This is a genomic window from Embleya sp. NPDC050493 (assembly GCF_044458105.1).
In the GTDB taxonomy this organism is placed as follows: Bacteria; Actinomycetota; Actinomycetes; order Streptomycetales; family Streptomycetaceae; genus Embleya.
On the sequence record NZ_JBITHP010000003.1, the window covers coordinates 176,289 to 197,758 of the forward strand.

Consider the following 21,470-nt stretch of genomic DNA (forward strand, 5'->3'; position numbering starts at 1 on the left):
TCACGCCCGTGCCCCGCGATCGAGATCCGCGTGCGCCCTACACCGGTCGGCGTTCTCGGCCAACCGGTCCCGCCAGCCGTCTCGATCCACCGGGTGCGAGTCGCACAGGGCGAGTGCGTCGGCGTAGAGCCGGGCCGCCAGTTCCGGTCGGTCGGCCAACACGGCGACGTAGGCGTAGATCTCCTGTGTGGCCACGACGGTGCCGATGTCACCCGACCGCGAGGCTGCCCTCGCCATGGTCTTGGCGACGATCAGTGCCCGGTCCGGCTCGCCCCGGTCCAGCGCGCGCGCCATCACCGCCAGAGCGTGTGCCTGCGCGGTCGTCGGCGAGGGCGCGGCCGGCCGCTCGTCGTCGGCCGGCGGATCGGGCGGCGTCCGCGGTTCGTCCGCCGGTTGTGCGGACGTCGGCGACGGCGCGGGTTGTTCGCACGTCGGTGAAGGTGTCGGCGGTTCGTAGGCGGGCGAGGGTCCCGGATGTTCGTACGCCGGCGAGTGCGCCGGCTGCTCGTACGTCGCCGAGTGCGGAGGTTGTTCGTAGGTCGGCGAGTGCGCCGGTTGTTCGTACGTCGGCGAGTGCGCCGGGCGGCCCCGGACCTCGCCGGGCCGCTGCGAGCCCGGGTGCGGACGGTCCGGCCTCGGCGATGCGTCGGATCGTCCGCGGCGCAGGCCCCGGCCGCGTCGAGCGGGCTTGGCGGGCACCGGATCCCCGGCCTGGGCGACGTGGCCCTGCGGGTCGACGATCAGCGGGAAGGTCGTGCCGTCCGGCTCGACGGCCTGTACACGTACCGCGCGGCCGAGGCTGCGCGCGGTTTCCGCGGCGACCGCCAGGGCCACGTCCCTGGGGTCGCGGCCGGGATCGACCGGGACGGACACCCCGTCGATCTCCAGGGTTCGGTCCGCGCTCAACGTGATCTGGACGACGGGCCAGGCGGGGACGGCGGCGTTGTCACTCACCAGAGGCTCCCGGTTCGCTCGGGTCGGCGGAATCGGCGGTCGCCGGCGGCTCGGATCGGGTCGCCGAGGCTCGCGGGCACACCGGGTCGGAGCGGGACATCATCATGCTCGGCGTACCGCTGACGAGTGTCGTGACCACCACGCACGAGTTCGGGCCGACCGGCGCGCCGGCCAACACCGCGGTCAATTCGCCGGCCCGCGGCACCTCGGTCTTTTGCACCGCACCGTCCCGGCTCTGCGCGACGACGAGATACCCGACGATCAGGTCGGTGCGTTGCGGAGGCTTCCAGAAGACCAACAGCCGCCCCTCGAACGACTTCACCGAGACCCCCTGGGGGCGGTACGGCGCGGCCGCGTCCGGTGGCATCACGGTCGCCGGCACCGGGGCCGCGGTGGTGGGTTGCGCCACGGGCTGCTCCTCGCGGCCGGCGAGGACCAGGATGCAGGCCGAGGCGATCACCATCACGACCAGGCCGGCGATCACGAACACGACCCAGCGCGGACGGCGTTTGGGCGCGGGGAACCAGTCCGCCGACTCGGTCGAGACCTGGCGGAAGTCCCAACCGAACTCCTCGGCCGGTTCCGGCTTCGCCGGCGCCTCGACAGGGGCGCGGGATTCCGCCCCGGTGCCGCCGTCCGGTTCGGTGGTGGCCTCCGGTTCGGTGGCGGCGGCGGGTTCCGTCGCGGCGGTCGGCGACGCCTCGGCGGCGGGCATCGGGTGGTGCTGCTCGGCCTTGGGGTCCATCGCCCGCGCCAGCGGCGCGTACGTCGTCTCCTCCTCGCGCGTGGAGGGTTCTTCCGCCGGTGACGAGGGCTCCTCGCGTTCGGGCTCCGGCTCGCGCGCCGGAGCCGGATTGCGAACCGGCGCGGGAGGAGTGGGTGGGGCCGGGGGAGGGGCCGGGATCGACGCGGCGTTCTCCGCGTCGGGCACCGACTGCCGCTGCGCGCCGGCGATCGCCTCGACCGCGGGCAGGAACTGCGTATGGCTCGCGTCCACTTCCCCGGTCGTGACGCCACCCGCGGGCGCGAGTCCCGCCGACCCCGACTCCGCCTCTGCTTCCGCAGCCGTGACGCCACCTGCGGTCGCGAGCCCCGCCGACCCCGCCCCCGCGTCCGCCGGCGGTGTCGGCGCGATGTCGCGGACGTACGGCCACCACCTCGGTTCGTGCAACGCGGGTCCGCTGCCGGACAGGTCGTCCCGGGGCGGGTCCGCCGGGTTCGAGGTGCCGCGTCGGTCGATGGTCACGTCTGAGCTCACTCTCGTCCCCTGTCGGGCGATCGGAATACCAGCGCCACCGAACTCGGGCGCATCCTGTGACCGGCCCTGACATGGGCGCGGGGCCGCCCGTCGAGCCGCCGGACGGCGCCGGCCACGATCGCCCGATCCCGCCACGCGGCATCCGCGTCCGCCTGGTCGATCGTGCGATCGCCATAGGCGATGTCGTTGACCAGGGCGGCGAGTTCGGGCAGCCGATCGGCCGCCTCGCTCGGCAGTCGGGTCGCCCCGTATTCGGCGATATCGCCGACCGTCAGCGATGCACTCGTGCGCATCCCGGCGCCCACCAGGTCGTCGCCGATCTGTCGCCAGGCACCGATGACCTGTTCACGCGGTCCTCCCCGGCGACGGCGCCGCCGGGCCAGGACCGGGCCGAGCCAGGCCGACACCAGGTATCCCACGACGCCCACGCCCACGCCCGCCGCGGCGTACAACTCCCAGCGGGTGCGCGCCCGGTGCGCGGATCGCGGAGTCTCCGGCTCGGGCGCGGGCCCGGACCGGGACTGACCGGCGATCTCGCGATCCTTCTCCGCTCGGGTGATCGGCTTGGCCGGCGTGCTGTTCGCGGGCGCCTTCTGTTCCGGCGCCTGCTTGCGCGCACCGGTGTCCGTGGCCTGCCCCGGGGTGGGGAAGAAGGGCACCCAGCCGACGCCCTCGAACTCGACCTCCGGCCATGCGAGTACGTCACCGCTGCGCACCTCGCGGACCCCGTTCGCGCCCTCGCGTCCGGCCGAGAAGCCGACGACCACTCGGGCGGGCAGGTTGAGCGTGCGCGCCATCACCGCGAAGGCGGTGGCGAATTGCTCCGACGTGCCCTCCTTGGAGGTCTCCAGGAAGAACTGGAGGTTGCGGTACGAGTGTCCGGGGACCGCCGAGATGTCGTAACGGTGGTTGGCGCGCAACCACTGGGCCAGGCGCAGTGCCTGCTGATACGGAAACGTGCTGCCCGAGGTGGCCACGGCGGCCTTCGCCCGGAGCGCCTCCAGGGCCGGGATCGGTCGTCCCACCGCGTCGCTTTCGGGCAGGACCGTGTTCGCCGGATCGTGTGCCACCGGCAGGTACTGCAGGCGGTCCGGATCCAGCGCGGGAAGGCGCGCGTCGATCCGATACCGCGTGCCCGGGCGCAGGCCCGAACCACTCGCGATCACGCCGCTGTCCGGATCGACCCGCAACCGCAGATTCGGCGCGTCCACCCCGGTGGGACGATCGCTCGTGGGCAGCCAGATGTCACCCAGGTCGCGCAGGGTCACGTGGTCGACCACCGAGGTCAGGACGGCCGGCCGGCCGTCGGGCGAGTCCGGTACCCGGCCGGCGGTGGCCCGCAGGTCCCGCACCGGATACCAGCTCGACCCGTCGTAGCGATCGAGCACCGTCAGACGCCAGTAGCGGTCGGGCGCGCTGGGACCGTCCACGCTGAACATCGGCTGGTCGGGGGACATCAGCCACGCGGAGATGCGATCCAGCGGACTGATGCCGGTCAACCGTTGCGGAGGCGGCGGCTCGACCAGGTCGCGCAGATCGGGAGGACGCCGGTCGCGGGTACCGGGCAGATCGGGACCGAGCAGGCCGGCCACGCACGCCAGCGCGACCACGATCGGCGCACCCACCAGCGCCGTACCCGTCGCGGGTCGCCATTGGGGCGCCCGGATCAGCAGCAACAATCCGATGGCACCGATCAGGGCGACCATCACCGCGACATTGGAACCGGGCCCGCCGACGCCCAGCACGACCGGGACCACGACGGCGAGCAGTGCGGGCAGGGCGGGCAGGGACACGGTGGCGGTGCGCAGCGCGAGTTCGGCCGACGCGAAGGCCGCGACCCACACGCACACCGACACCAGGACGAGCAGTTCGCCGTCGGGGGGAGCGGGCAGCACGGTGGTCAGGATCGACTTGGGCGCGTTGACGACGGCGGCGCCGATGTCGCGCACCCCGCCGGGGGTGGGCACCACGTATCCCACCGCACGATCGCGGAAGAGCGTCCCGGACACGACGAGCAGCCAGGCCAGCGCGGACAGGACCACCGAGGGCCACAACGGCCTGGTCGCGCGGGCCCGTTCCGCATCCGTCACGAAACGCTTCGGGCCCCCGGAGCAGGCGGCCACCACGAGGGTGGGCACGATCGCGGACAGGCCCGTGACGAGCAACACCTCGCGGGTTTCGAAGACCCGCCGGAACGCCAGGCCCACGCACAGTGCGGCCAGGGTGGTGGCGACCAACGACCACCCGCGACGGTGAATGCCGGGGCCGCTCATCGCATCGCCTCGCGGTGCCAGGCGCGGGCCAGTTCCTCCAGGTCGGTGACCAGCAGCCTGGTCACCTGGGTGGGCAAGGGCAGGGCGGGCGGCGGCGGGCCACCGGGTGCGGCGACCCGAACCAGGATCACCCGGTCGAAGCGGCGGGTGACCCGTCCCAGCGCCTCCAGCGCGGAGGCCGACTCGACGCCGGTGACCACCACGAGCGTGTCACTGTCGCGACCTCGCTCCAGGATGTCGAACGTATCCCGCAACGAGTGCGACGCGTCGGCCTCGACCACCGCGAACAGATCGAGCAGCCGGCCCGAACCGGGTTCGCGATCACGCTCGTTGGTCAGTGGCCCGGCGCCGGTGAAGACCCGCAGCGGGAAGTTCTTCCCGGCCACGGCGGCGGCCACCGACGCGGCCACCTCGACCGCCGTCTCGAACGTCTCGGTCGCCGTCGACCACGGCGGCCTGCCGGTGTACGAGCCGGGCGCGGTGTCCAGCACGATCGTGGTCGAGGGCAGGCTCACGTCGATCATCCGCCGGACCATCATCACCCCGGTACGCGCGGTGGAGCGCCAATGCACGCGCCGCAGATCGTCGCCGAGGGTGTACTCGCGCAGCGAGTGGAAGGTCAGCGTGCCGTCCTCGGCCGTGTCCGAAGTGGGCCCTTCCAGATGGTGGGTGCGGCCGGCGGGCAGCACCGGCAACGGGACCGTGCGCGGGCGGACCAACAGGGTCTCGACCGAGCCGTGTTCGCGCGTTCGCCGGCTCAGGCCGAACGGGTCGCTGCGCACCAACGACATGGGACCGACCGCGACCGGGCCGCGGACGTGGGTGGGCAACGGATAGCGGGCACTGACCTCCGCCCCCGGGGGCACCACCGGCAGCGTGGCCGGATAGACCGCCTCGCCGGCGACGTGGTCCTGGGCACGCAGGCCGCGCAGTGGCCGGGTCCCGGTGTTGACGAGCACCACGACCGCGTGCGCGGCATCGCCGCGCGCGACCTTGACGGGTACGACCGTACGCCGGGCCCGGACCGAGGGCCGGGGCGCCGTCCAGGCCAGGGCGAGCGCCACGGCGGCCAGCGCGGCGATCCCGAGCACCCGGGCCTCGCCGTAGCCCAGTCCCCAGCCCACTCCACACAGGGCCGCACCCACCGCGAGCATTCCGCGACCGCCGGTGGAGAGCATCAAGCGTGGCCCTTCGTGGCGGTCGGCTGCGGAGCCGGCACCCGATCCAGGATCTCGTCGAGCACGTCGGCGGCCGTGACACCGCCGAGTTCGGCGTCCGGGGCGAGGAGCAGACGGTGCGTCAGGATCGGGCGGGCCAGCACCTTGACGTCCTCGGGCAGGATGTGGCCGCGCTCCTGCGAGGCCGCGCGGACGCGCGCCGCCCGGACCAGGGCGACACTGCCGCGCGGGCCGGCGCCCAGCCTGGTGTGCGCGCTCTCGCGGGTGGCGCGGGCAAGGCGCACGGCGTAGTCGACGACCGGCCCGGCCGCACTCACGTGGTGGCGGGCGACCTGGACGAACTCCTCGATGTGCCGCGCCGTGGCGATCACCGGAAGACCCTCGACCGTCGCCCCGCCGCCCGCGCCCGAGGCGACCGCGACCTCGGAGGCGAGGTCGGGATAGCCGAGGGTGACGCGCATCAGGAAGCGGTCCAACTGTGCCTCGGGCAACGGGTAGGTCCCGGACATGTCCACCGGGTTCTGCGTCGCGATGACGATGAACGGACGCGGGACCTCGTGGGTGATCCCGTCGACGGTGATCCGGCCCTCCTCCATCACTTCGAGCATCGCCGACTGGGTCTTGGGCGAGGCACGGTTGATCTCGTCGCCGATCACCACGTGGGCGAAGACCGGACCGGGCAGGAATTCGAAGGTGTTCGTCGTCTGGCGGAACATCGACACACCGGTGATGTCGGACGGCAACAGGTCCGGGGTGAACTGGATGCGATGCCACGACGCGTCGATGGAGGCGGAAATGGCCCGGGCCAGGGTGGTCTTCCCGGTGCCGGGCACGTCCTCGACGAGCAGGTGGCCCTCGGCGAACAGGGCGGTCAGTGCGAGGTCCACGACGTCGCGCTTGCCGACGACGACCCGTTCGATGTTGTCCCCGAGCGCGCGGAAGCACTCGCGGAACAACCGCAGGGCGTCGCCGGTGTGGAAGCGGGTGGCCTCGGCCGGCGGGTTGCCGTTCACCGAGGTGGCGAGCTGCTGGGTCACGGTGCTCCAGACGGGTGGAACGGCGGGTGGCGGGAGGATGAGGCCCGCCACCCGCGAGTGAACACACGATGGGTGAGGCCGCGGGACTACTCGCACTCCCAGAGCGGAGGCGAGAACGTGCCCTGGTCGGCCCGGGGGGTTCGGATGTACAGGTCGCTGACGTAACCCGTGGCGTCCTTGCCCGGTCCGGTGTAGACGACCCGGTCCCAGATGGCGCTGCGCACGTTGGTGGCGGTGCGAGTCACGTTCTCGCCCTTCACCTGGCACTGCACGGTGATGTTGCCGGTGTAGTTGGCGCCGATCTCACCCCTGCGGGTGGCGGCGTCGATCCGCGGACCGGCGTGGATGCCGATGCCGATCGAGTTGCTGCGGTTGGGGCCGACCTTGTACGTGCGCGGCGGCGGGGTCAGGTCGATGGTCGTGGTGGCGGAGCCGCTGCCGGCGGCGTTCTTCGCGGTGATGGTGACCGGATACTTGTTGCTGTTCTTGAGGTCCTTGACGACATACGTGGTCGTGGAGACCGTCACCGGAGCCCGGGTGCCGACCTTGACCTGATAGGTCGTCTTGGCGTCGGTGCCCTTGGGCACGGTCCACTTCAACGTCGCCCCGTGGCCCCCGGTCGCCAGGGCGACCGAGACGCCGGCCGGCTGCGGCGGCTTGACGCACGGTTGGATGGGCTGGGACCAACCCGAGTTCATCGTCTTTCGGCCGGCGTATTCGGCGCTGACGTAGAACTTGTACTCCTTGCCGCACTCACCACCGGAGACGGTGAACTTCATGGTGCCACCGGGACCGATCGAATCGGGGGTGACGGAGAGTCCGGCCGTCACATTGCCCAGCGTGTAGCGGGTGGGCTTGGCGCCGTCCGAGGGCGTGAAGGTCAGCGTGATCTTGCCCTGGCTCGACGTGGCCTTGGGCGTGCCCGGAGCCTTCATCTCGGGCGGGGTGGTGGACGGCGGTGTGGACGCCGGTGTGGACGGCGTCGTGGTGGCGGGGGGTTTGCCGGTGTCGGTCGGGCTCGCGGTACCGGTCGGCCCGCTCGTGGCCGGCGCGCTCCCGGTCGCCGACGCGGTGGGCGTGCCCGTGCCCGGTGTGGTCGGCCGCGAGGACGGCGGCTTGGGCACCTCGATCGGATCGTTCGGCGCGGTGTCCGTGGGCAGCGGCACGGGTGCCTGCGGGTCGCCGGTCGCCGACGGTCGGGGAACGGGCTTCGGCGCGTCGTCACCCGGGAACGGCGGGACCGGATCGTCGTCCGGCACGTCCTGCGGGGGCGCCTCGCCGCCGCCCGGCAACTGCTGGTCCTCGGAGGGCGGTTGCGTGGGGGGAGCGGTGGTCGGTGGGGCAGTGGTCGCACCGGTTCCCGGTGCCTTGCTCGGGGTCGGGGTCGACTGATCGCCCGGCACCCCGTCCGCACCCGGTTCGCCGTCCTTGCCGATCCGGTGGATGCGACCCTGCACGTCGACGACGGCCGCCTCCGCGTTGTTCTGGTCGTTGACCCAGAGGAGGCCGTTGTTGACGTACGTCTCCAGCTTCCCCTTGACGCCGGTGACCTTGATCGGCTCCTCGAATTTGGCCTGGACCGTGTTGTAGACGAGCAGCGCGCCCGTGTCGTGGTCCGGCACGTAGACCTTCGCGCCCAGTACCGACGGGCTTCCGTAGGTGTGCTTCCCGGTCTGGATCGGCGTCGCCTGGACGGAGCCGCTGTTGATGTCCACGAGGATCAACGAACCGGTGTCCGAGGCCAGGAAGGGCACGATCGCCCCCTCGTTGACACCCGGCACCAGGAATTTGTCCGGTGCGCCCTTGGTCGCGTCCGTCGGCAGCTTGAAGGTGCTCGCGACGGCGGTCTGGGACAGGGTCATGGCCTTGCCGGCGCTCACGTCGGTGACCAACACCCGGTCCGCGCCGGACTTCTGCCCGCCCTCGTTCGACGGAGGCGCGGCCTTGACCAGGGTCAACAAGAGCTGATGCCCGGGCTCGGCGACCTTGATCGGCGCCCCCCGGTCGGAGCCGCGCACCGGTACCACCTCGCCGGTGGCCGACAGGGGCACCCACAGCGTGCCGTCGGAGTCCGCCTGGGTCCGACCCAGCGGGATCGGCGCCCCCTGGGCGTCCTGGAACACGATCGGCGGGCCGATCGTGGCGAACGAGCCGAGCGCGTTGGCCGCGTCGGTGGTGGGCCGCGGGTCGATGCGCTGCACCTCCCCCTTGCCGGGGGTGATGCGCCACGCGTTCCCGCCGCCGGTGGCGATGTCCTGGTTGGGAGTTCCGTCGGGTGAGCTCTGGGCAACGGTGAGTTGGCGGGGGTCGATCTGGTTGAGCTGCCCGGTCCGCTGATTGAGGACCAGGACGGTCTTGCCGTCCGTGCTCACCTGCAAGGTGGTGGGGTCCTGGCCGCCCGGCAGGGTGATCCGGGCATCCACGCGCCCGGTCAGGCCGTTGACGTGGACGACCAGATTCTTTCCGCCGCTGGGCAGCCACGCGCCGACGTCCGAGAGGTCGGAGTCGGCCCCCGCCGCGCCGATGCCGACGACCACCGAGGCGGCGACGACGGAGACGGCCGCGCCGATCGCGACGATCGCGGTCGGACGGTTGCGGTTCAGGCGCAGGCGGGACAGGCCGGGTATGCGGGACAGCCGGCCTCCGTGCGGCACGGCGGAGCGCCGCTCGGGATCGGGTTCCTCGGCCGACGACGGGGTCGGCGAGTCGGGCGCGGAGCGCTGGGACATGGGGCTTCTCCCTGGAACACGGACCGGTCCACGATCCTTGGGTGGCGAGTACGCGGCCGAAGCCGGCCGGCGTGAACGTCGACGCGTTCTTCGGATGTTGCGAAAGACGTGCCGACCGGTTCCCGGTGGGACGACCGGCCACGGGTGCGGTGGATGGGGAAGGGGTTCACCTCGATGGCGCGGCGCTCGCGGGCGAACCCGGTGCGGCCGGATACATCGCGATCTCCGCCGCCGCGGTGGTGTCCTCCTCGCTTGGGACGGACAGCGTGAACAACCCCGCGCCCGAGGCGGTGAGCCGGTCCGGGATCGCGGTTCCGGCGGGAAGCGGATCGATCCTGCGCGTGGCCACCCGCACGAGGGCGGGCTCCCTGGCGGGCGTCTCCTCCTCACCTTCCCGAGGGACCCGGCCGTCGGCGAGCAACGAGCCGAAGGCGACGCCGTCGTCACCCACCGCGCCGAGTTCGACGCCACGATGGTCGTGGTCGCCGGCCAGGCAGGCCAGGGTGCGTGCGGACAGGTCGAGCGCCAAGGAACCCGCCACGACGTAGCGCCCGCCGGGAGAGGCGTCGAAGAGCGAACGCAGCCCCTGCGGGTCGAAGTCCCCACCGCCGGGGGCGGGACATCGTCCGGAGAACTGGACCGCGCCCGACGCGGGATCGTGCACGGCGTACAGCGTGGGTTGGCCGTCCGGACCGGCCCAGGCGACGAGCATCGCCCCCGGCAGGGTGCCCAACAGCGTGCCGCGGGTGCGCCCGTCGGGACCGATCCGGGAACTGCTCCAACCGCCGACGAGCGTGAACCGGCCCCAGGGGCGGGCCGGTGTCTCGGCGGTCAGTACCCCGGCCGCGATGGTGGAGACGGGCACGTCCCGCACGGTGCAACCGTCGACGGCGTCCTGCTCGCACTCCTGCGAACGCCGGCGCTCTCCCGCCGGCACGGTGCTGCTCGCACCGGTCGTCGGATTCCAAAGCGTCGCCGGTCCGACCTCGATGTAGTCCTCCGCGGCGTTTTCCACCCGATCACCCAGGAAGAGCACTCCGCCGTCGTCGATCGAGATGCCCGAGCCGCCGAACTCGCCGGGGGTCTCGCGCTCCAGATGTTGCGTCGGCGGCACGGTGTTGCCCGAGGAGGCGACCGGGAACGTGTCCACCACGGTGAGCCGCCGAGAGCGAACGAGGCCGCTTCCGGGGACCACGCCGAAGCGCACCAGGACCGCGAACTCGCCCTGGTCGGTGTTGATCACCCGCAACTGCGGAGCCCGTTCGATCGACAACTTCCGCAGCGGGGCGGACGACCAGACCACGGTGCCCTTGTCCGCGCCGCGGGCGATCAGGACTGTTCCGTTCGGCTTCTGCTTCGCGGCCGTGGGGTCCGCCGCGGACGCCGGGGCCGGCGCGTTCTCGGCGCCGCCGGGCGCTCCACTCGCCGGGGACTCCGGCTGTGCCCCGAACTCGTCGCTTCCGGCGTACACATCGAGCAGGAAGCCCGCGCGCGGCGCGAGCGCGTAGGCGCGGTTGGTCACCTCGTTGCGCCAACCCCGCTTGCCGTCGAAGGTCGGCGGCACCGACAGCGCGGAGGCGGCGACCGGCGGCGCCGCCAGGGGATTGCGTTCCCCGGCCGGGGATTGCCCACCGCCCATCGCCGTGCAGCCGGTTGCCGCGCCGAGGGTCACAAGCATCGAGGCGAGCGTCGACAGCGCCCGGCGGCGTCTCAGGAAACGCCGAGAGGCCAAGGTGTACTCCTGCGCTGTGCTTGATGTCCGAGATCGGCGCCGGAGCGCCGTCGAATTCCCTGCCGACGCTAGGCGGTCGATTTCGGGCCGACAACCTTCGCGGGCCTCGACTGGGCAAGCCGATACCGACGGTGCGCGACCGCTGTGCACGGGCGCACCGCGGGCGGGCATTCCACCCGGTTTCAGTCGATGGCCCGGACCGAGGACACCCGCCACGGTTGAGCGGCCGAAGCGCGCTCCAAGGAGACGAACACGGTGGTGGTCACGGCCGGTCCGCGCCAGCCGTCCCGACCCGTGGGCGTGACGGTCAGGCTGAACGCGTGGAAGGCCGAGGTCTCCGTGTCCGCCGGCTTGCCCAGGTCGTCGGCGGGTGCGGCGACCACGGCGGTGACGGATTTGTGCTCGGCCCAGGTCGACCAGGTTTCTCCCGGCGCGGCTACCTGCGGACTCAACCGCAGATTCTCCGCGTACCGCGGCGTCAGGAACGGCGCGGCGCGCTGGGCGGCGTCCCACCGGGTCGCGTCGATGGCGGTGTCCACCGTCCACATCGTCGTCACCACGGCTCGGGCGACGGCGGTCGCGTCGCGCCCGTCGACCTGGCCGGGCGCCGGCAGCGAGGCGGCGGGGGTTCCCGTCCGCCCGACGAGCGCCGGCAACGGCGAGGTGGGCGTGGAGGGTTGCGGGTAGGTCGGGGTCGCCTCGGCCGTCGTGACGGGTCCTCGGGTGGGGGCCGGCTGTCCCGTGGGTCGAGCGTTCTCCCGGCCCCCGCCGTCGCCCAGGCCGCATCCGGCGAGTGTGGCGGCGATCGTCAGCGACGCGAGCACCGCGAGGGGTCCGCGCATCTCAGGCCTGAGCGGTCGTGGCGACGGCATAGCGCTGGACCGTCCACACGTCCCGCCGGGAAAACTGGGAGAAGGGGTCCTCCCTGATGACGGTGCCGGTCTTGAGCGCATTGATGGTCATCCCGTTTCCGACGTACAGAGCGGTGTGGTGGGTGGCTCCGGTGCCGATGGTGCCGCCCGGGCTGGTGAAGAAGATGACGTCGCCCGGCTGCATCCTGGCCTCCTCGGCCTTGCTCGGCGGGCCGGCCGAGGAGAGGATCCGTTGGCCCACGCGGACCTGTTCGCCGGCGGTGCGCGGCAGCTTCAACGCTCCGCCGGAGGCCTGGTGGAAGAGATAGCGCACGAAGCCGGAGCAGTCGAAGCCCACGATTCCGGCGCCTTGGGCGAAGCCCTCGCTCGGTCCGGTGAAGGTCCCGCCGCCCCAGGAGTAGGGATACTTGCCGATGGACCCTCTGGCGAGGTTGATGGCACGTCCACCGAGAGTCTTGTCGTTGCCCGTGTAGACGGCGCTCACGGCCTGCGGCGCCGAGTACGTGCTCATGAGGTTCTTGATCCCGGGGACGTATCCCTGGGTTTCCTCCCATGGCGGAATACCCCGGTAGTAACAGACCGCGCCAGGGCCCGCGTTGTACGACGCGAGCATCAGGTCGAAGACCTCGCCGCGCATCTCTCCGGCCTTCGGCCCGGGCTTGGTGTAGATCTTCCCGTGCATCTCCATCACGCACATGCCGTACTTGCCCGCCTGCATCTTCCGGACCTCGCCGGCGAGATGGCAGTCGTAGCGCTCCTGGGCCAGGATGTTGGCTCTCGGATCGGACTGCGGGGCTCCTCCGCCCCACGTCTTCCACGTCCCGGGTATGAACTGACTCAGACCGTACGCGCCCTTCGGACTCCCGGCGTCCGGCCTCCAGCCGCTCTCCTGATGGATCTGCGCGGCGACGACCGTGGGGGTCACCTCGGGGCACAGTTTTCCGGTCTCCGCCACGAACGACCTGTATTGGGCGGGAACGGCGTTCACGTTGAAGGCGACGTTGGTCAGTCCATTCTTCAGCAGGTTGAGCGGATTGGTGGCGGCGATGAGAGCCGTCATCGCGACGACGAAGATCAGGGAACCGCCGAAAGGCACGAGCAGCAGCAGCCCGAGCCTCGATTTCTTTTTCCGCATCGCCTTTCCCCGCCCCTGTGCCTAGACGCCGACCTACCGACCCACCGACTACCGCCCCGTCGCCACTCCCTTGGCCACCTTGGCGGCAATGTCCAGGCCCGGCAGGAAATCGCCGAGCTGCACCTGGGCACCGATCACGTCGAGCGTCTGCTCCGCCCTTTGCATCGTCTCCCCGATGAGCTTGTAGAACGCTCCCGCGATGTCGTCGACACCGGTTTCGTCGGCCATGTCCGCCGCCTCTCCTCCTGGATCAGAAACCCATGTTCTTGTTCAGAACCTTGTCCTTGGGATAACCGGTCGGCCGTTCCCGCTCGCCGGCGTCGGCCGCGGTATCCCGCATGTTCTCGAAGATCGATTCCTCGACCCGGAATCCGGGGTGGTCCAACAGCCCCGGCGGAACGGGCGTCAGCGGCAGTGCCGGCAACGGGCTGCTCGAGTGACCGTCCCTGGGGTCGCATACCGCGAAGGGCCCGACATCGGGATCCATCAGGGCGCGCAGGTGCGGATCGGCATGGTGGGTCCACCAGATCGAAACGCCCAGAGCCGGGTCCCGGCGCAGGTATTCGAAGGCCCGCCACAGGCTGGTCAACCGGGCGACGGCCTCCGGGTGAGCCCACCAACTCGGGCACCACACGGCCAACGACCGGTTGAGCCGACGCCGCAACAACGGTGCGAGGTACTCGGCGACGAACACGTCCACCGACGGGAAGAACAGCTTCTCAGGCTCCGGCTCGGGAGCCGGCTCGGTCCGGGGCGCGGGCGCGGTCCGCGCCGGTTCGCCCACATCGCCACGGTGGACGAGCGGTTCGTGTTCGCGAGGATCGCTCATGAGACCTTCTTGAGTGCCATCGGCGCCTGGGCGCTCGGGTCGTACGTGGCGATCGACTGCCGAATCTCCTCGGCGTACTCGGTTTCCCACCAGGGAATCGTGCGGATCAGCGCCGGTTTCGTCCCGCTGAATTGCACGAAGGCACGACCGCGCGGCATCGACGTCAGGTCCGCCACGTCGAGCACGGCCTCGGTGCGCGACGCCTTGTTCACGTTGCTCTCGAAGAAGTCGGTCGACTTGCGGGTGTAACTGGTGGTGCCCGGCTCGAAGATGCCGGAGGCGGCCGAGAGGTCGCCGAGGAATTTGGTGTCCAGGACGCCGCCTCCGTAGACGCGCACGTTGGCCGCGCCCCACAGTTTCGCCATCCCTCCGTCACCCCAGGCCGCGGCCCCCTGGGCCCAGGACTGGAGCATGGTCATCATCACGATGCCGCGTGAACCGAAGTGCGAGTACTTGTCCGGCAGTGCCTTCCACGGGCAGACGTTCGCCGCCTCGTCCAGCACGAAGAGCATCGGGATCGGCAACCGGCCGCCCGGACAGTCCCGTCCGGTGTTCTCGGCCTCCTCGGCGATCGCCGCGGTGAAGGCCGTCACCAGGGGCGCGGCCATCTTGTTCGTCTCCTCGGACAGCATGTAGAGCGTGTCGCCACCGCGGACGAACGCCTTGTAGTCGAAGGCCGGGCGGTTCGGCTCGTTCCCCGGTTCGATCCACGCGGTCACCGTCGGCGCGACGAGGAAGGAGACGATCTGCGCGGCCGTGCCGTAGACACCGGCCCGTTGCCGATCCGGCGCGGTGATCACCGAGTCCACCGCGTCCGCCGAGGGGATGTGGCCGTGCTCGCGCAGAATGCGCTCGGGGGTGTCGTCGGTGGGGCGGGTGAGCCAGGTGAAGATCTGCGAGATGGGCTTCCCGCTGATGGAAGCGGCCAGCAACAGATGCGCGATCAGGTCTTCCGCGGCCGGTTCGAAGTACGCGTCGCTGCGCGAGTGGGCGGGTCGGTTGATGGACGAGAACCGGCCCGCCATCTTGACCGCCAGCGTGATGCTGCTGCCCACGTAGGACAGCGGATCCCAGTACCACGTGGGCTTGGCGCCGGCCTGGTTCTGCGGGTCGAACACCCACACCTTGCCGCGCCGGGCCCGCGAGCCGCGGGTCGCGTCGACGATGTCGCGCTTGTTGGAGGTGACGACCACCGCACCGGGCGCCGCGACGATGTTGGGAATCGCCCTCGAAGTCGTCTTCCCGGTACGCGGCCCCCAGATGTCGACGTGCATGTCCTCCCACGAGCCCCACACGTCGACGCCGTGGCGCACGGTCTTGCCGATGTACAGTCCGGGCACTTCGTTCGGATCCAGACCGAACTCGTCCGCCTTCGCCCGCACGCCCTTGGTGGTGGAGGCACGGAGATCACGGGGCTTGGCCAGGTACGGAATCGCCCGATCGATGTCGAGCAGGCCGCGTTGGTAGACGATCACGAGGTAGGTCGCGCCGCCGGCCGCCGCGGCCATGACCACGCACAGCGCGACGGCGATGACCGTGGCGCCGGTTCCCGGCCAGGTGTACTTGTCCAGCACCAGGCCGAGCAGGATGACGGGTGGTGGCGGTGGCTTGAGGTCGGTCTCGCTGCTGGTGGCCGTGGCGCCGACCCACATCGCCCCGGTGACGGCCATGAGCACGCCCACGACGGCGAGGATCATGTACATGTCGCCGTACGGGCTGGGGCCACGCTTTTTATTGGTGGAACTCACGTGGAGAACCTCCTTTCTGGCATTCGTGGGGCCTGCCGGCGCCGGAACATCCCTAGACGAGGACGAACTGAGTGATGCTGGATGCGCTGCCGACGATCAGGGTGCCGATGAACACATAGACCACCCCGTGCGCCATCTCCCCGCCGCTGCGGCGCGCGCCGACGAATTGGAAAAGACACCAGAACGCGCTGAAGAAGCAGCCCACCAGGCAGGCCCAGGCCACCCAGCCGGCGCCCTCCATGAGCGGGTCCATCACCTCGGACGGGCCCGAGTAGTCCTGGGTGTTGTACGAATTCTTGTCACCACGGGGTGGTGATTTGATTCCGTTCTGGAACCACGAGTTGTCGCCCAGACACTTGCTCTGCTGTTCGGGCTCCAGGTAATCGGACCCCGATGCGTTCTTCAGCATGCACGGGTGGGTGGACAGGTCCTGGAACTTGGACTTGCGGATGTCCGGGCAGCCGGTTTTGTATTTCTCGGGGAGGGCATCGCACGGGTTGTCCCGAATGTTGCTCGGATCCACGTGTCCGGCGGTCTTGTTCTTGTCGTTGAGCAGCCAGTCCTTCAGTTCTTTGCGAACATTGTATTTACAGAAATTCGTCAGGTCCGGAACGCCGTCCCGATTGACATACGAAGGACTGCTGGGGCCTCCTGAGCAGCCGCTCACGTCGTTGGAATATTCGTACGCTGCCTTGCCCGGACAATAGACCTTGAAGACGACGCCCTGGAGATCGCGAGGTATCTGGAGGCAGTCGGCCGGTGGATAATCCGATTCGTCCGCTCCCGCGGGAGTTCCGCCCGTCAGGAGAAGGAGAATCACGGCCGCGACGACCAGCAGAATCCGACCCGGGACCGCGCCCGCCCGCGTTCGACCGAAGCCCTTGTCTCGCCTCGTCATGTCACGTCGTCCACTTGCGGTTCGTGTCGTTGATGCGCAGCTCGGACGGCGTGAGCTCGACCTGCACGGGTATACCCGGGCGCCCGCCCACCTTGACCATGAACTTCCCACGCCCGGGAGGAGCCGAGTCGGTGCCCATCTCGCTGTCCCAGGAGGGGGGAGTGGACCAGTCGGTGATGATCTGCTGCTCGGACTCCGTCATGCTCACGACCTCGGTCAGCTGCGGCATCTCCGCGGCCGGCAGACCGCCGCAGATGACCATGCCGGCCCGCTCGACGAAGCCCTTGGCCTTCATCCGGTCCTCTTCGGCGGGCAGCGCCAGCAGGTCCGACATGGTGTGCGTGATCATCGCCATGCCGACGCCGCGTTGGCGGTTGAGTCGGGTCAACGCGTCGACCCGGTCCACCAGGCCGCGTCCGGCGCGCAGGACGCGCCACAGCTCGTCCAGGATCACGAAGTAGTGCCGCTGCGGCTCCAGTCCGGCGTCGGCCAGGGCCTGGGCGACCGAGATGGCGCCGAACCCGTAGCTCCAGCAGGCCAGCAGGGCCGCGGCCTGAAGTTGGCCCTCGGAGTCGTCGATGCTGCTGACGTCGAAGCACACCGGGCGGTCGTGGTGCATGGCCTCGGTGGTGGGGTGCGCGAAGAGTTCGCCCAGCCGCCCGCCGCCGAGCAGACCGACCAGGGACGCCTCCAGGCCCTCGGTGATGTCCCGGTAGCGGGCGAGATCACCGCGATCCAGTGCCACCGCACGGACCGGGTCGGGGGCGTCCCGCAACAACCGCACCAGATCCGCCATGACCGGGACACCGTCGTGTCGGTCGTGCAGGACCGTCAACGCGGCGTTGAGGATGCTCTCCTCACGGTCCGTCGGCGGCTGCCCGCGCAGGACGGTGATCAGCGAGGCCACCGCGTTCAACCGCCTGCCGTGCGCCTCCGCCAGCAGGGCCTGCCGTGCTTTGAGCGGGAGCCGTGCGGCTGCCTCGGTCACCTCTCCGGGGTCGAGCACGTTGAGATAGCCGCGCCCGCGCCCCAGCGTGATGACCTGACCGTCGAGGGCTTCGATCAGATCCACGTAGTCGGGCTTGAGGTCACCGAAGACGACCGGATTGACGCCGTACCCGGCGAGCCCCAGAGCCTGCCTGCGCACGATCGTGGACTTGCCCAACCCCGGCTTTCCGAGCACGAATTCACTGGGGTTCAGCAACAGATTGGCACGCGTGAACCAACTGATCGGGTCGCAGCACACCGTGGCGCCACCCGCCAGGGACCGGCCCAGCGGTACGCCGACGCCGGGCGTGCCCGAGCCCGCGCCGAACGGCCAGAGGCCGCAGACCTGCACCGTCGTGCCCCGCCATTCCGGCGGGGTCTCGACGTACGCGGGTGCGCCCTGACCCCAACCGCGGAAACCCCTGGGCCCCGGCCGTCGAATCTGCGGCCGAGGTTGCTTGCCGGCGGCGTCGGCGGACTGCTTCGCCTTGCGTCCCCAACGTTTGCGCGGCTTTTCGGGCGCGGGCGATGCCGCGAAGGGCGCCGACGCGCCGAAGGTGGTGTTGTGATCGACCGAAGTGTTGTGCGTCAACGGGCTCGACTCCCTTGTCCGAAGCGCGTGTTCCGGGGACCCGACGGGTTACGCCGCTTCACGCAGAGCCTGTGGGAGCTTGAGGTGGTTGGGCAGGACCAGCCCCAACGGGAGCGCCGCCGCGAACGCGGAGGCCTGTGAGCCGTAGACGCGACGCACGAGAATCCGGGACGAGGCGGTGAGGTTGTCCACCGCGGATGCCGCGAGTTTGATGTCGGCGACGTCGTTGACGGTGGCGGTGATCAGCATGGCGAACCGCACGAGTCCTGCGCCGGTGGCCTCTTCGCGGGCGGCCTGCTCGGCGGCCTGGACCGCGATCGAGTCACGGGCGTTGGCGACCTTGGACTGCTTCGCCTTGAACATGGCGTCCTTGCGGTCGCGTTCCACCAGTCGAGCCGACGTCGCGGGATCGTGCGGCCGATACAGCAGGGTCACCCGCTTGCGCATGATGTCCGGGTGCGGGGACACCAGTCGGGTCAGCACACTCGAGTACACCTCGCCGCGGGGCGCCTCCGACATCGCCCACGTGACCGAGAAGGCACTGTCGTGCCGGTAGTGGCCCCACGATTCCTCGGTGGCCGTCGGGCCGGCGTCGTCCCAGCGCAGATCGCTCGTACGCTCGGAACGAGCCTGATCGATGAAGGTGGCCACGCTCGGGTCGTAGGCGACCCGGACCAGTTCGGTCAGCTCCCGACCCGTCATCGGCCGGGCCGGGCCGGCCCCGGTCATCTGCAGGCTGCTGCACAGCCCGGGGAGCCGCATGCCCAGATCGACCGCCATCTCCTCGGCGTTGCGACGCGCCCGTGCTCCGCGCGCGGCCCCCGAGTAGGTGAGTGCCACCCGCGTCGACATCTGGGCCGATCCCTGTCCGTACGCCTCGCTCACTTCCTCCAGCACCTGCTTGGCGAGCGAAGGCGCCCCGGCGACCACGTTGCCGTCGATTTCGCCGCGCAGTCGCTCACCCGTGTCGGGTGCGGCCTCGATCGTGACCGAGGCTGCCACCAGACCCGGCTCGTGGCCGATCTGGGACAACCACAGGCCCCAGTAGGCGACCCACGTGTCCACCTGGTCGGGGTCGACGAGGGAGGCGCCGTCGGCGCTGCAGGTGAGGACGACGGTGTGGTGGTTGGTCGCGGGAATGGTGACGAGGGCGAACGGTCGGCCGTACGCGTCGTGCGCCTCGAAGAGCTTGGAGGCGGCGGCGAGGCCGGGCAACTTGCAGGTGCCGAGCAGGAGCCGACCGAGCGGGCCCGATCGGTACAGGTGGGCTCCCTGGGCCTTGCCCGCGCTCCACGAGACCCGGGCGGCGGCCCATTGGAAACCGTTGCGACCGTGCTTGTCGCGCATGACCATCGGCAGCAGGGCGAAGGCGATGAGCACGCCCACGACGAGGGCGGCGACGAACGAGATCATCATCACCAGGATGACCAGCAGCAGGCCGCCGATGCCGGCCACGGTGCCGATGAAGCCGAGGCGGCCCAGGCCGGGCGAGATCGGCTTCTGCCAGTTTCCATACGTGCGAACGTCGTGGCTGGTGACGTTACTCATCAGTTGTTGCCCCCTTGGTTCCGGTGTCGCACCAGGTTCGATGCGGCTCCGACGCTCCTCGCGCCGACTGTCAGGACGGCGCCCGCCGCACCGATGTTCGCCGCGTTGGATCCGGCCGCCGGGCCGGTCATGGCGAAGACGACCCGGACGGTCGCGGGACCGACCAAGGTGACCAGTGCGAGCACGAACAAGCCGCGGAACTGATCGCTGTAGTCCAGGCCCTGATATCCCGGCGGTGCCCAGAGTCGGGCTCCCGCGACGAAGATGATCATCGATGCGGGCTTCACGAAGATGAACGCGATCAGATACGAGATGTGCCGCTGGAACAGGTTTCTGCCGGCCGCGGTCGAAGTGGCCGCGGCGGTCAGTGGGAGTGTCCCGGTCAGCACGATCACGAAGAACAGGCGGGCCGTCATGTAGAAGTACTGGACCATGTTGGACGAGATGATGATCAACGCGGCCAGCAGGAAGAGCACGATGGAATCGAACCCCTCCAGACTCTGCGCGAATCTGTCCGCGGCCTCCTGGAGTGCGCGGTCCGTGTTGGCCGCGCCGTTGGTCTCCGGACTGAGTCCTCGGACGACGATCCAATCGGTGAATCCCTGACAGGCCCGGACGGCGACATTGACCAGGAAGATCGCACTGCCGGTGACCAGGACGAGAGTGATCGTGCCCTTGATGACGTCCTTCACCGAGCTTGCGTCGCGCGTGTAGGCGAGCTTGAAGCCGGCGAATATGACGCAGGCCAGCGCGAGGAAGTAGGTGAACGGGTTCGTGTGCCGGGTGAGGAAGTCGGTGGTGTTCCTGCTGCACGGATACGGTTTCGTGCGGTCCGTGTACTTGCCGGTGCCGTCGTCGCAGTCCGTCTTGTCGGTTTCGCTGATCAAGGGGTCCGGTGCCTTGATCCACCACAACAACGTCGTGCGCACCGCGTTCTTGCTCTGATCCCGAATGAACGTGATGGGTTCGTTCAGGAACTTGCTGTCCTCACTTTTCGCGTTCTGCGCGACCACGTTGTTGTCGGGGCAGACCGAGATCTTCGAGGTGGTGTCGCACGACGGCAGGTCACCGGGGGCCGGCTTCGCGTAGTCGGACCAGGACAGGTGTTGCTGGATGCACAGCGAGCGCGATTGGGGCGGTGCCATTGTGCACGGGTGCTGCTTCTTCTCCAGCATTTCCCGTACCTCGACGCACTTGACCTCGCGCTTCTCGTTGGCGCCGCCGTGCTTTCCGTCCATCAGGACGCACGGACTCTGGGCTTTCTCGGCACCGTCCAGCATGAAGGATCGGTTCTGGGGCTCCTCCAGCGTTTTGGGCTCGTTGCCGAGACCGCCGGCCGCCTCCAACGCCTTACCGGTGAGGTTGAGTTCGTTCTTGCGCCATTTATCCAGGTCTTCCTTCGCCTTGGCCGAGTCGCCGCCGATGAGCTGGAAACCGTTCCACGAGCCGGTTTCGTCCTTGGCGGAGGAATCCTCGCCCGGGCAGTAGAAGGTCCACTTCGATCCTGCGGCATTGTCCGGAAACCAGACGCAAGATTTGTCATATTTGTCCACGGCCATGCTGGGGTGACCGCTTTGCAGGACGAGGAAGGACAGCACGAAGCCGACGAGCACGGCTGCCCGCGCCGCGATCAAGAAGGCCCTGCGACCGGTCGGGCGGTGGGCGGCCCGAGGCCGCGTGACCCGCCATGTTTTCCGCTG

16 protein-coding genes are annotated in these 21,470 nt (G+C 70.1%); all 16 read right to left on the reverse strand.

The annotated features are described in order from the left end of the window. The gene (locus tag ACIBM5_RS07575) at positions 1-954 is read right to left on the reverse strand and encodes a hypothetical protein (RefSeq protein ID WP_396005906.1); all 954 of its coding nucleotides are present in this window, start codon (positions 952-954) and stop codon (positions 1-3) included. Next, on the reverse strand, positions 947-2,212 hold the full coding sequence (locus tag ACIBM5_RS07580; RefSeq protein WP_396005907.1) for a hypothetical protein: 1,266 nt from the start codon (positions 2,210-2,212) through the stop codon (positions 947-949). Before ACIBM5_RS07580 ends, ACIBM5_RS07575 begins: the two co-directional genes overlap by 8 nt. Beyond that, on the reverse strand, positions 2,209-4,485 hold the full coding sequence (locus tag ACIBM5_RS07585; RefSeq protein WP_396005908.1) for a transglutaminaseTgpA domain-containing protein: 2,277 nt from the start codon (positions 4,483-4,485) through the stop codon (positions 2,209-2,211). Before ACIBM5_RS07585 ends, ACIBM5_RS07580 begins: the two co-directional genes overlap by 4 nt. Beyond that, positions 4,482-5,663 (reverse strand): DUF58 domain-containing protein, encoded by a 1,182-nt coding sequence (locus ACIBM5_RS07590; protein ID WP_391584359.1) that lies wholly within the window; start codon positions 5,661-5,663, stop codon positions 4,482-4,484. Before ACIBM5_RS07590 ends, ACIBM5_RS07585 begins: the two co-directional genes overlap by 4 nt. Next, positions 5,663-6,700: an AAA family ATPase gene (locus ACIBM5_RS07595; protein ID WP_391584249.1), complete on the reverse strand. Its 1,038-nt coding sequence runs from the start codon at positions 6,698-6,700 to the stop codon at positions 5,663-5,665. Before ACIBM5_RS07595 ends, ACIBM5_RS07590 begins: the two co-directional genes overlap by 1 nt. A gap of 86 nt (positions 6,701-6,786) precedes the next feature. Then, positions 6,787-9,429, reverse strand: a complete 2,643-nt coding sequence (locus ACIBM5_RS07600; RefSeq protein WP_396005909.1) for a fibronectin type III domain-containing protein — start codon at positions 9,427-9,429, stop codon at positions 6,787-6,789. 166 nt (positions 9,430-9,595) lie between these two features. Then, positions 9,596-11,107 (reverse strand): hypothetical protein, encoded by a 1,512-nt coding sequence (locus tag ACIBM5_RS07605; RefSeq protein WP_396005910.1) that lies wholly within the window; start codon positions 11,105-11,107, stop codon positions 9,596-9,598. A 236-nt stretch (positions 11,108-11,343) separates the two neighbouring features. After that, positions 11,344-12,003, reverse strand: coding sequence for a hypothetical protein (locus tag ACIBM5_RS07610; protein WP_396005911.1), 660 nt, complete (start codon positions 12,001-12,003; stop codon positions 11,344-11,346). 1 nt (position 12,004) lies between these two features. After that, positions 12,005-13,168, reverse strand: coding sequence for an NlpC/P60 family protein (locus ACIBM5_RS07615; protein ID WP_396005912.1), 1,164 nt, complete (start codon positions 13,166-13,168; stop codon positions 12,005-12,007). 48 nt (positions 13,169-13,216) lie between these two features. Further along, positions 13,217-13,396 carry a hypothetical protein gene (locus ACIBM5_RS07620; RefSeq protein WP_391584244.1) on the reverse strand — a complete coding sequence of 60 codons (180 nt, stop codon included), beginning with the start codon at positions 13,394-13,396 and terminating at the stop codon, positions 13,217-13,219. Between the two features lie 22 nt (positions 13,397-13,418). Next, positions 13,419-13,997: a DUF4913 domain-containing protein gene (locus ACIBM5_RS07625; RefSeq protein ID WP_396005913.1), complete on the reverse strand. Its 579-nt coding sequence runs from the start codon at positions 13,995-13,997 to the stop codon at positions 13,419-13,421. Continuing rightward, complete coding sequence (locus ACIBM5_RS07630) at positions 13,994-15,745, reverse strand: type IV secretory system conjugative DNA transfer family protein (protein WP_396005914.1); 1,752 nt, start codon at positions 15,743-15,745, stop codon at positions 13,994-13,996. The genes ACIBM5_RS07625 and ACIBM5_RS07630 overlap by 4 nt, the downstream gene beginning before the upstream one ends. Before the next feature lie 52 nt (positions 15,746-15,797). After that, positions 15,798-16,643, reverse strand: coding sequence for a hypothetical protein (locus ACIBM5_RS07635; RefSeq protein ID WP_396005915.1), 846 nt, complete (start codon positions 16,641-16,643; stop codon positions 15,798-15,800). Between the two features lies 1 nt (position 16,644). Next, positions 16,645-18,222 (reverse strand): ATP/GTP-binding protein, encoded by a 1,578-nt coding sequence (locus ACIBM5_RS07640; RefSeq protein WP_396005916.1) that lies wholly within the window; start codon positions 18,220-18,222, stop codon positions 16,645-16,647. 48 nt (positions 18,223-18,270) lie between these two features. Continuing rightward, complete coding sequence (locus ACIBM5_RS07645; protein WP_396005917.1) at positions 18,271-19,770, reverse strand: SCO6880 family protein; 1,500 nt, start codon at positions 19,768-19,770, stop codon at positions 18,271-18,273. Continuing rightward, a complete protein-coding gene (locus tag ACIBM5_RS07650; RefSeq protein ID WP_396005918.1) occupies positions 19,770-21,404 on the reverse strand; it encodes a hypothetical protein in 1,635 nt (544 codons plus the stop codon). The genes ACIBM5_RS07645 and ACIBM5_RS07650 overlap by 1 nt, the downstream gene beginning before the upstream one ends. Positions 21,405-21,470: the final 66 nt, after the last annotated feature.

What these genes read in the sequence shown, in the direction of transcription:
- ACIBM5_RS07585 (WP_396005908.1), bottom strand. Translation starts at nt 4,485, where the DNA reads ATGAGCGGCCCCGGCATTCACCGTCGCGGGTGGTCGTTGGTCGCCACC.
- ACIBM5_RS07590 (WP_391584359.1), bottom strand. Translation starts at nt 5,663, where the DNA reads ATGCTCTCCACCGGCGGTCGCGGAATGCTCGCGGTGGGTGCGGCCCTG.
- ACIBM5_RS07600 (WP_396005909.1), bottom strand. Translation starts at nt 9,429, where the DNA reads ATGTCCCAGCGCTCCGCGCCCGACTCGCCGACCCCGTCGTCGGCCGAG.
- ACIBM5_RS07605 (WP_396005910.1), bottom strand. Translation starts at nt 11,107, where the DNA reads ATGCTTGTGACCCTCGGCGCGGCAACCGGCTGCACGGCGATGGGCGGT.
- ACIBM5_RS07610 (WP_396005911.1), bottom strand. Translation starts at nt 12,003, where the DNA reads ATGCGCGGACCCCTCGCGGTGCTCGCGTCGCTGACGATCGCCGCCACA.
- ACIBM5_RS07615 (WP_396005912.1), bottom strand. Translation starts at nt 13,168, where the DNA reads ATGCGGAAAAAGAAATCGAGGCTCGGGCTGCTGCTGCTCGTGCCTTTC.
- ACIBM5_RS07620 (WP_391584244.1), bottom strand. Translation starts at nt 13,396, where the DNA reads ATGGCCGACGAAACCGGTGTCGACGACATCGCGGGAGCGTTCTACAAG.
- ACIBM5_RS07625 (WP_396005913.1), bottom strand. Translation starts at nt 13,997, where the DNA reads ATGAGCGATCCTCGCGAACACGAACCGCTCGTCCACCGTGGCGATGTG.
- ACIBM5_RS07635 (WP_396005915.1), bottom strand. Translation starts at nt 16,643, where the DNA reads ATGACGAGGCGAGACAAGGGCTTCGGTCGAACGCGGGCGGGCGCGGTC.
- ACIBM5_RS07645 (WP_396005917.1), bottom strand. Translation starts at nt 19,770, where the DNA reads ATGAGTAACGTCACCAGCCACGACGTTCGCACGTATGGAAACTGGCAG.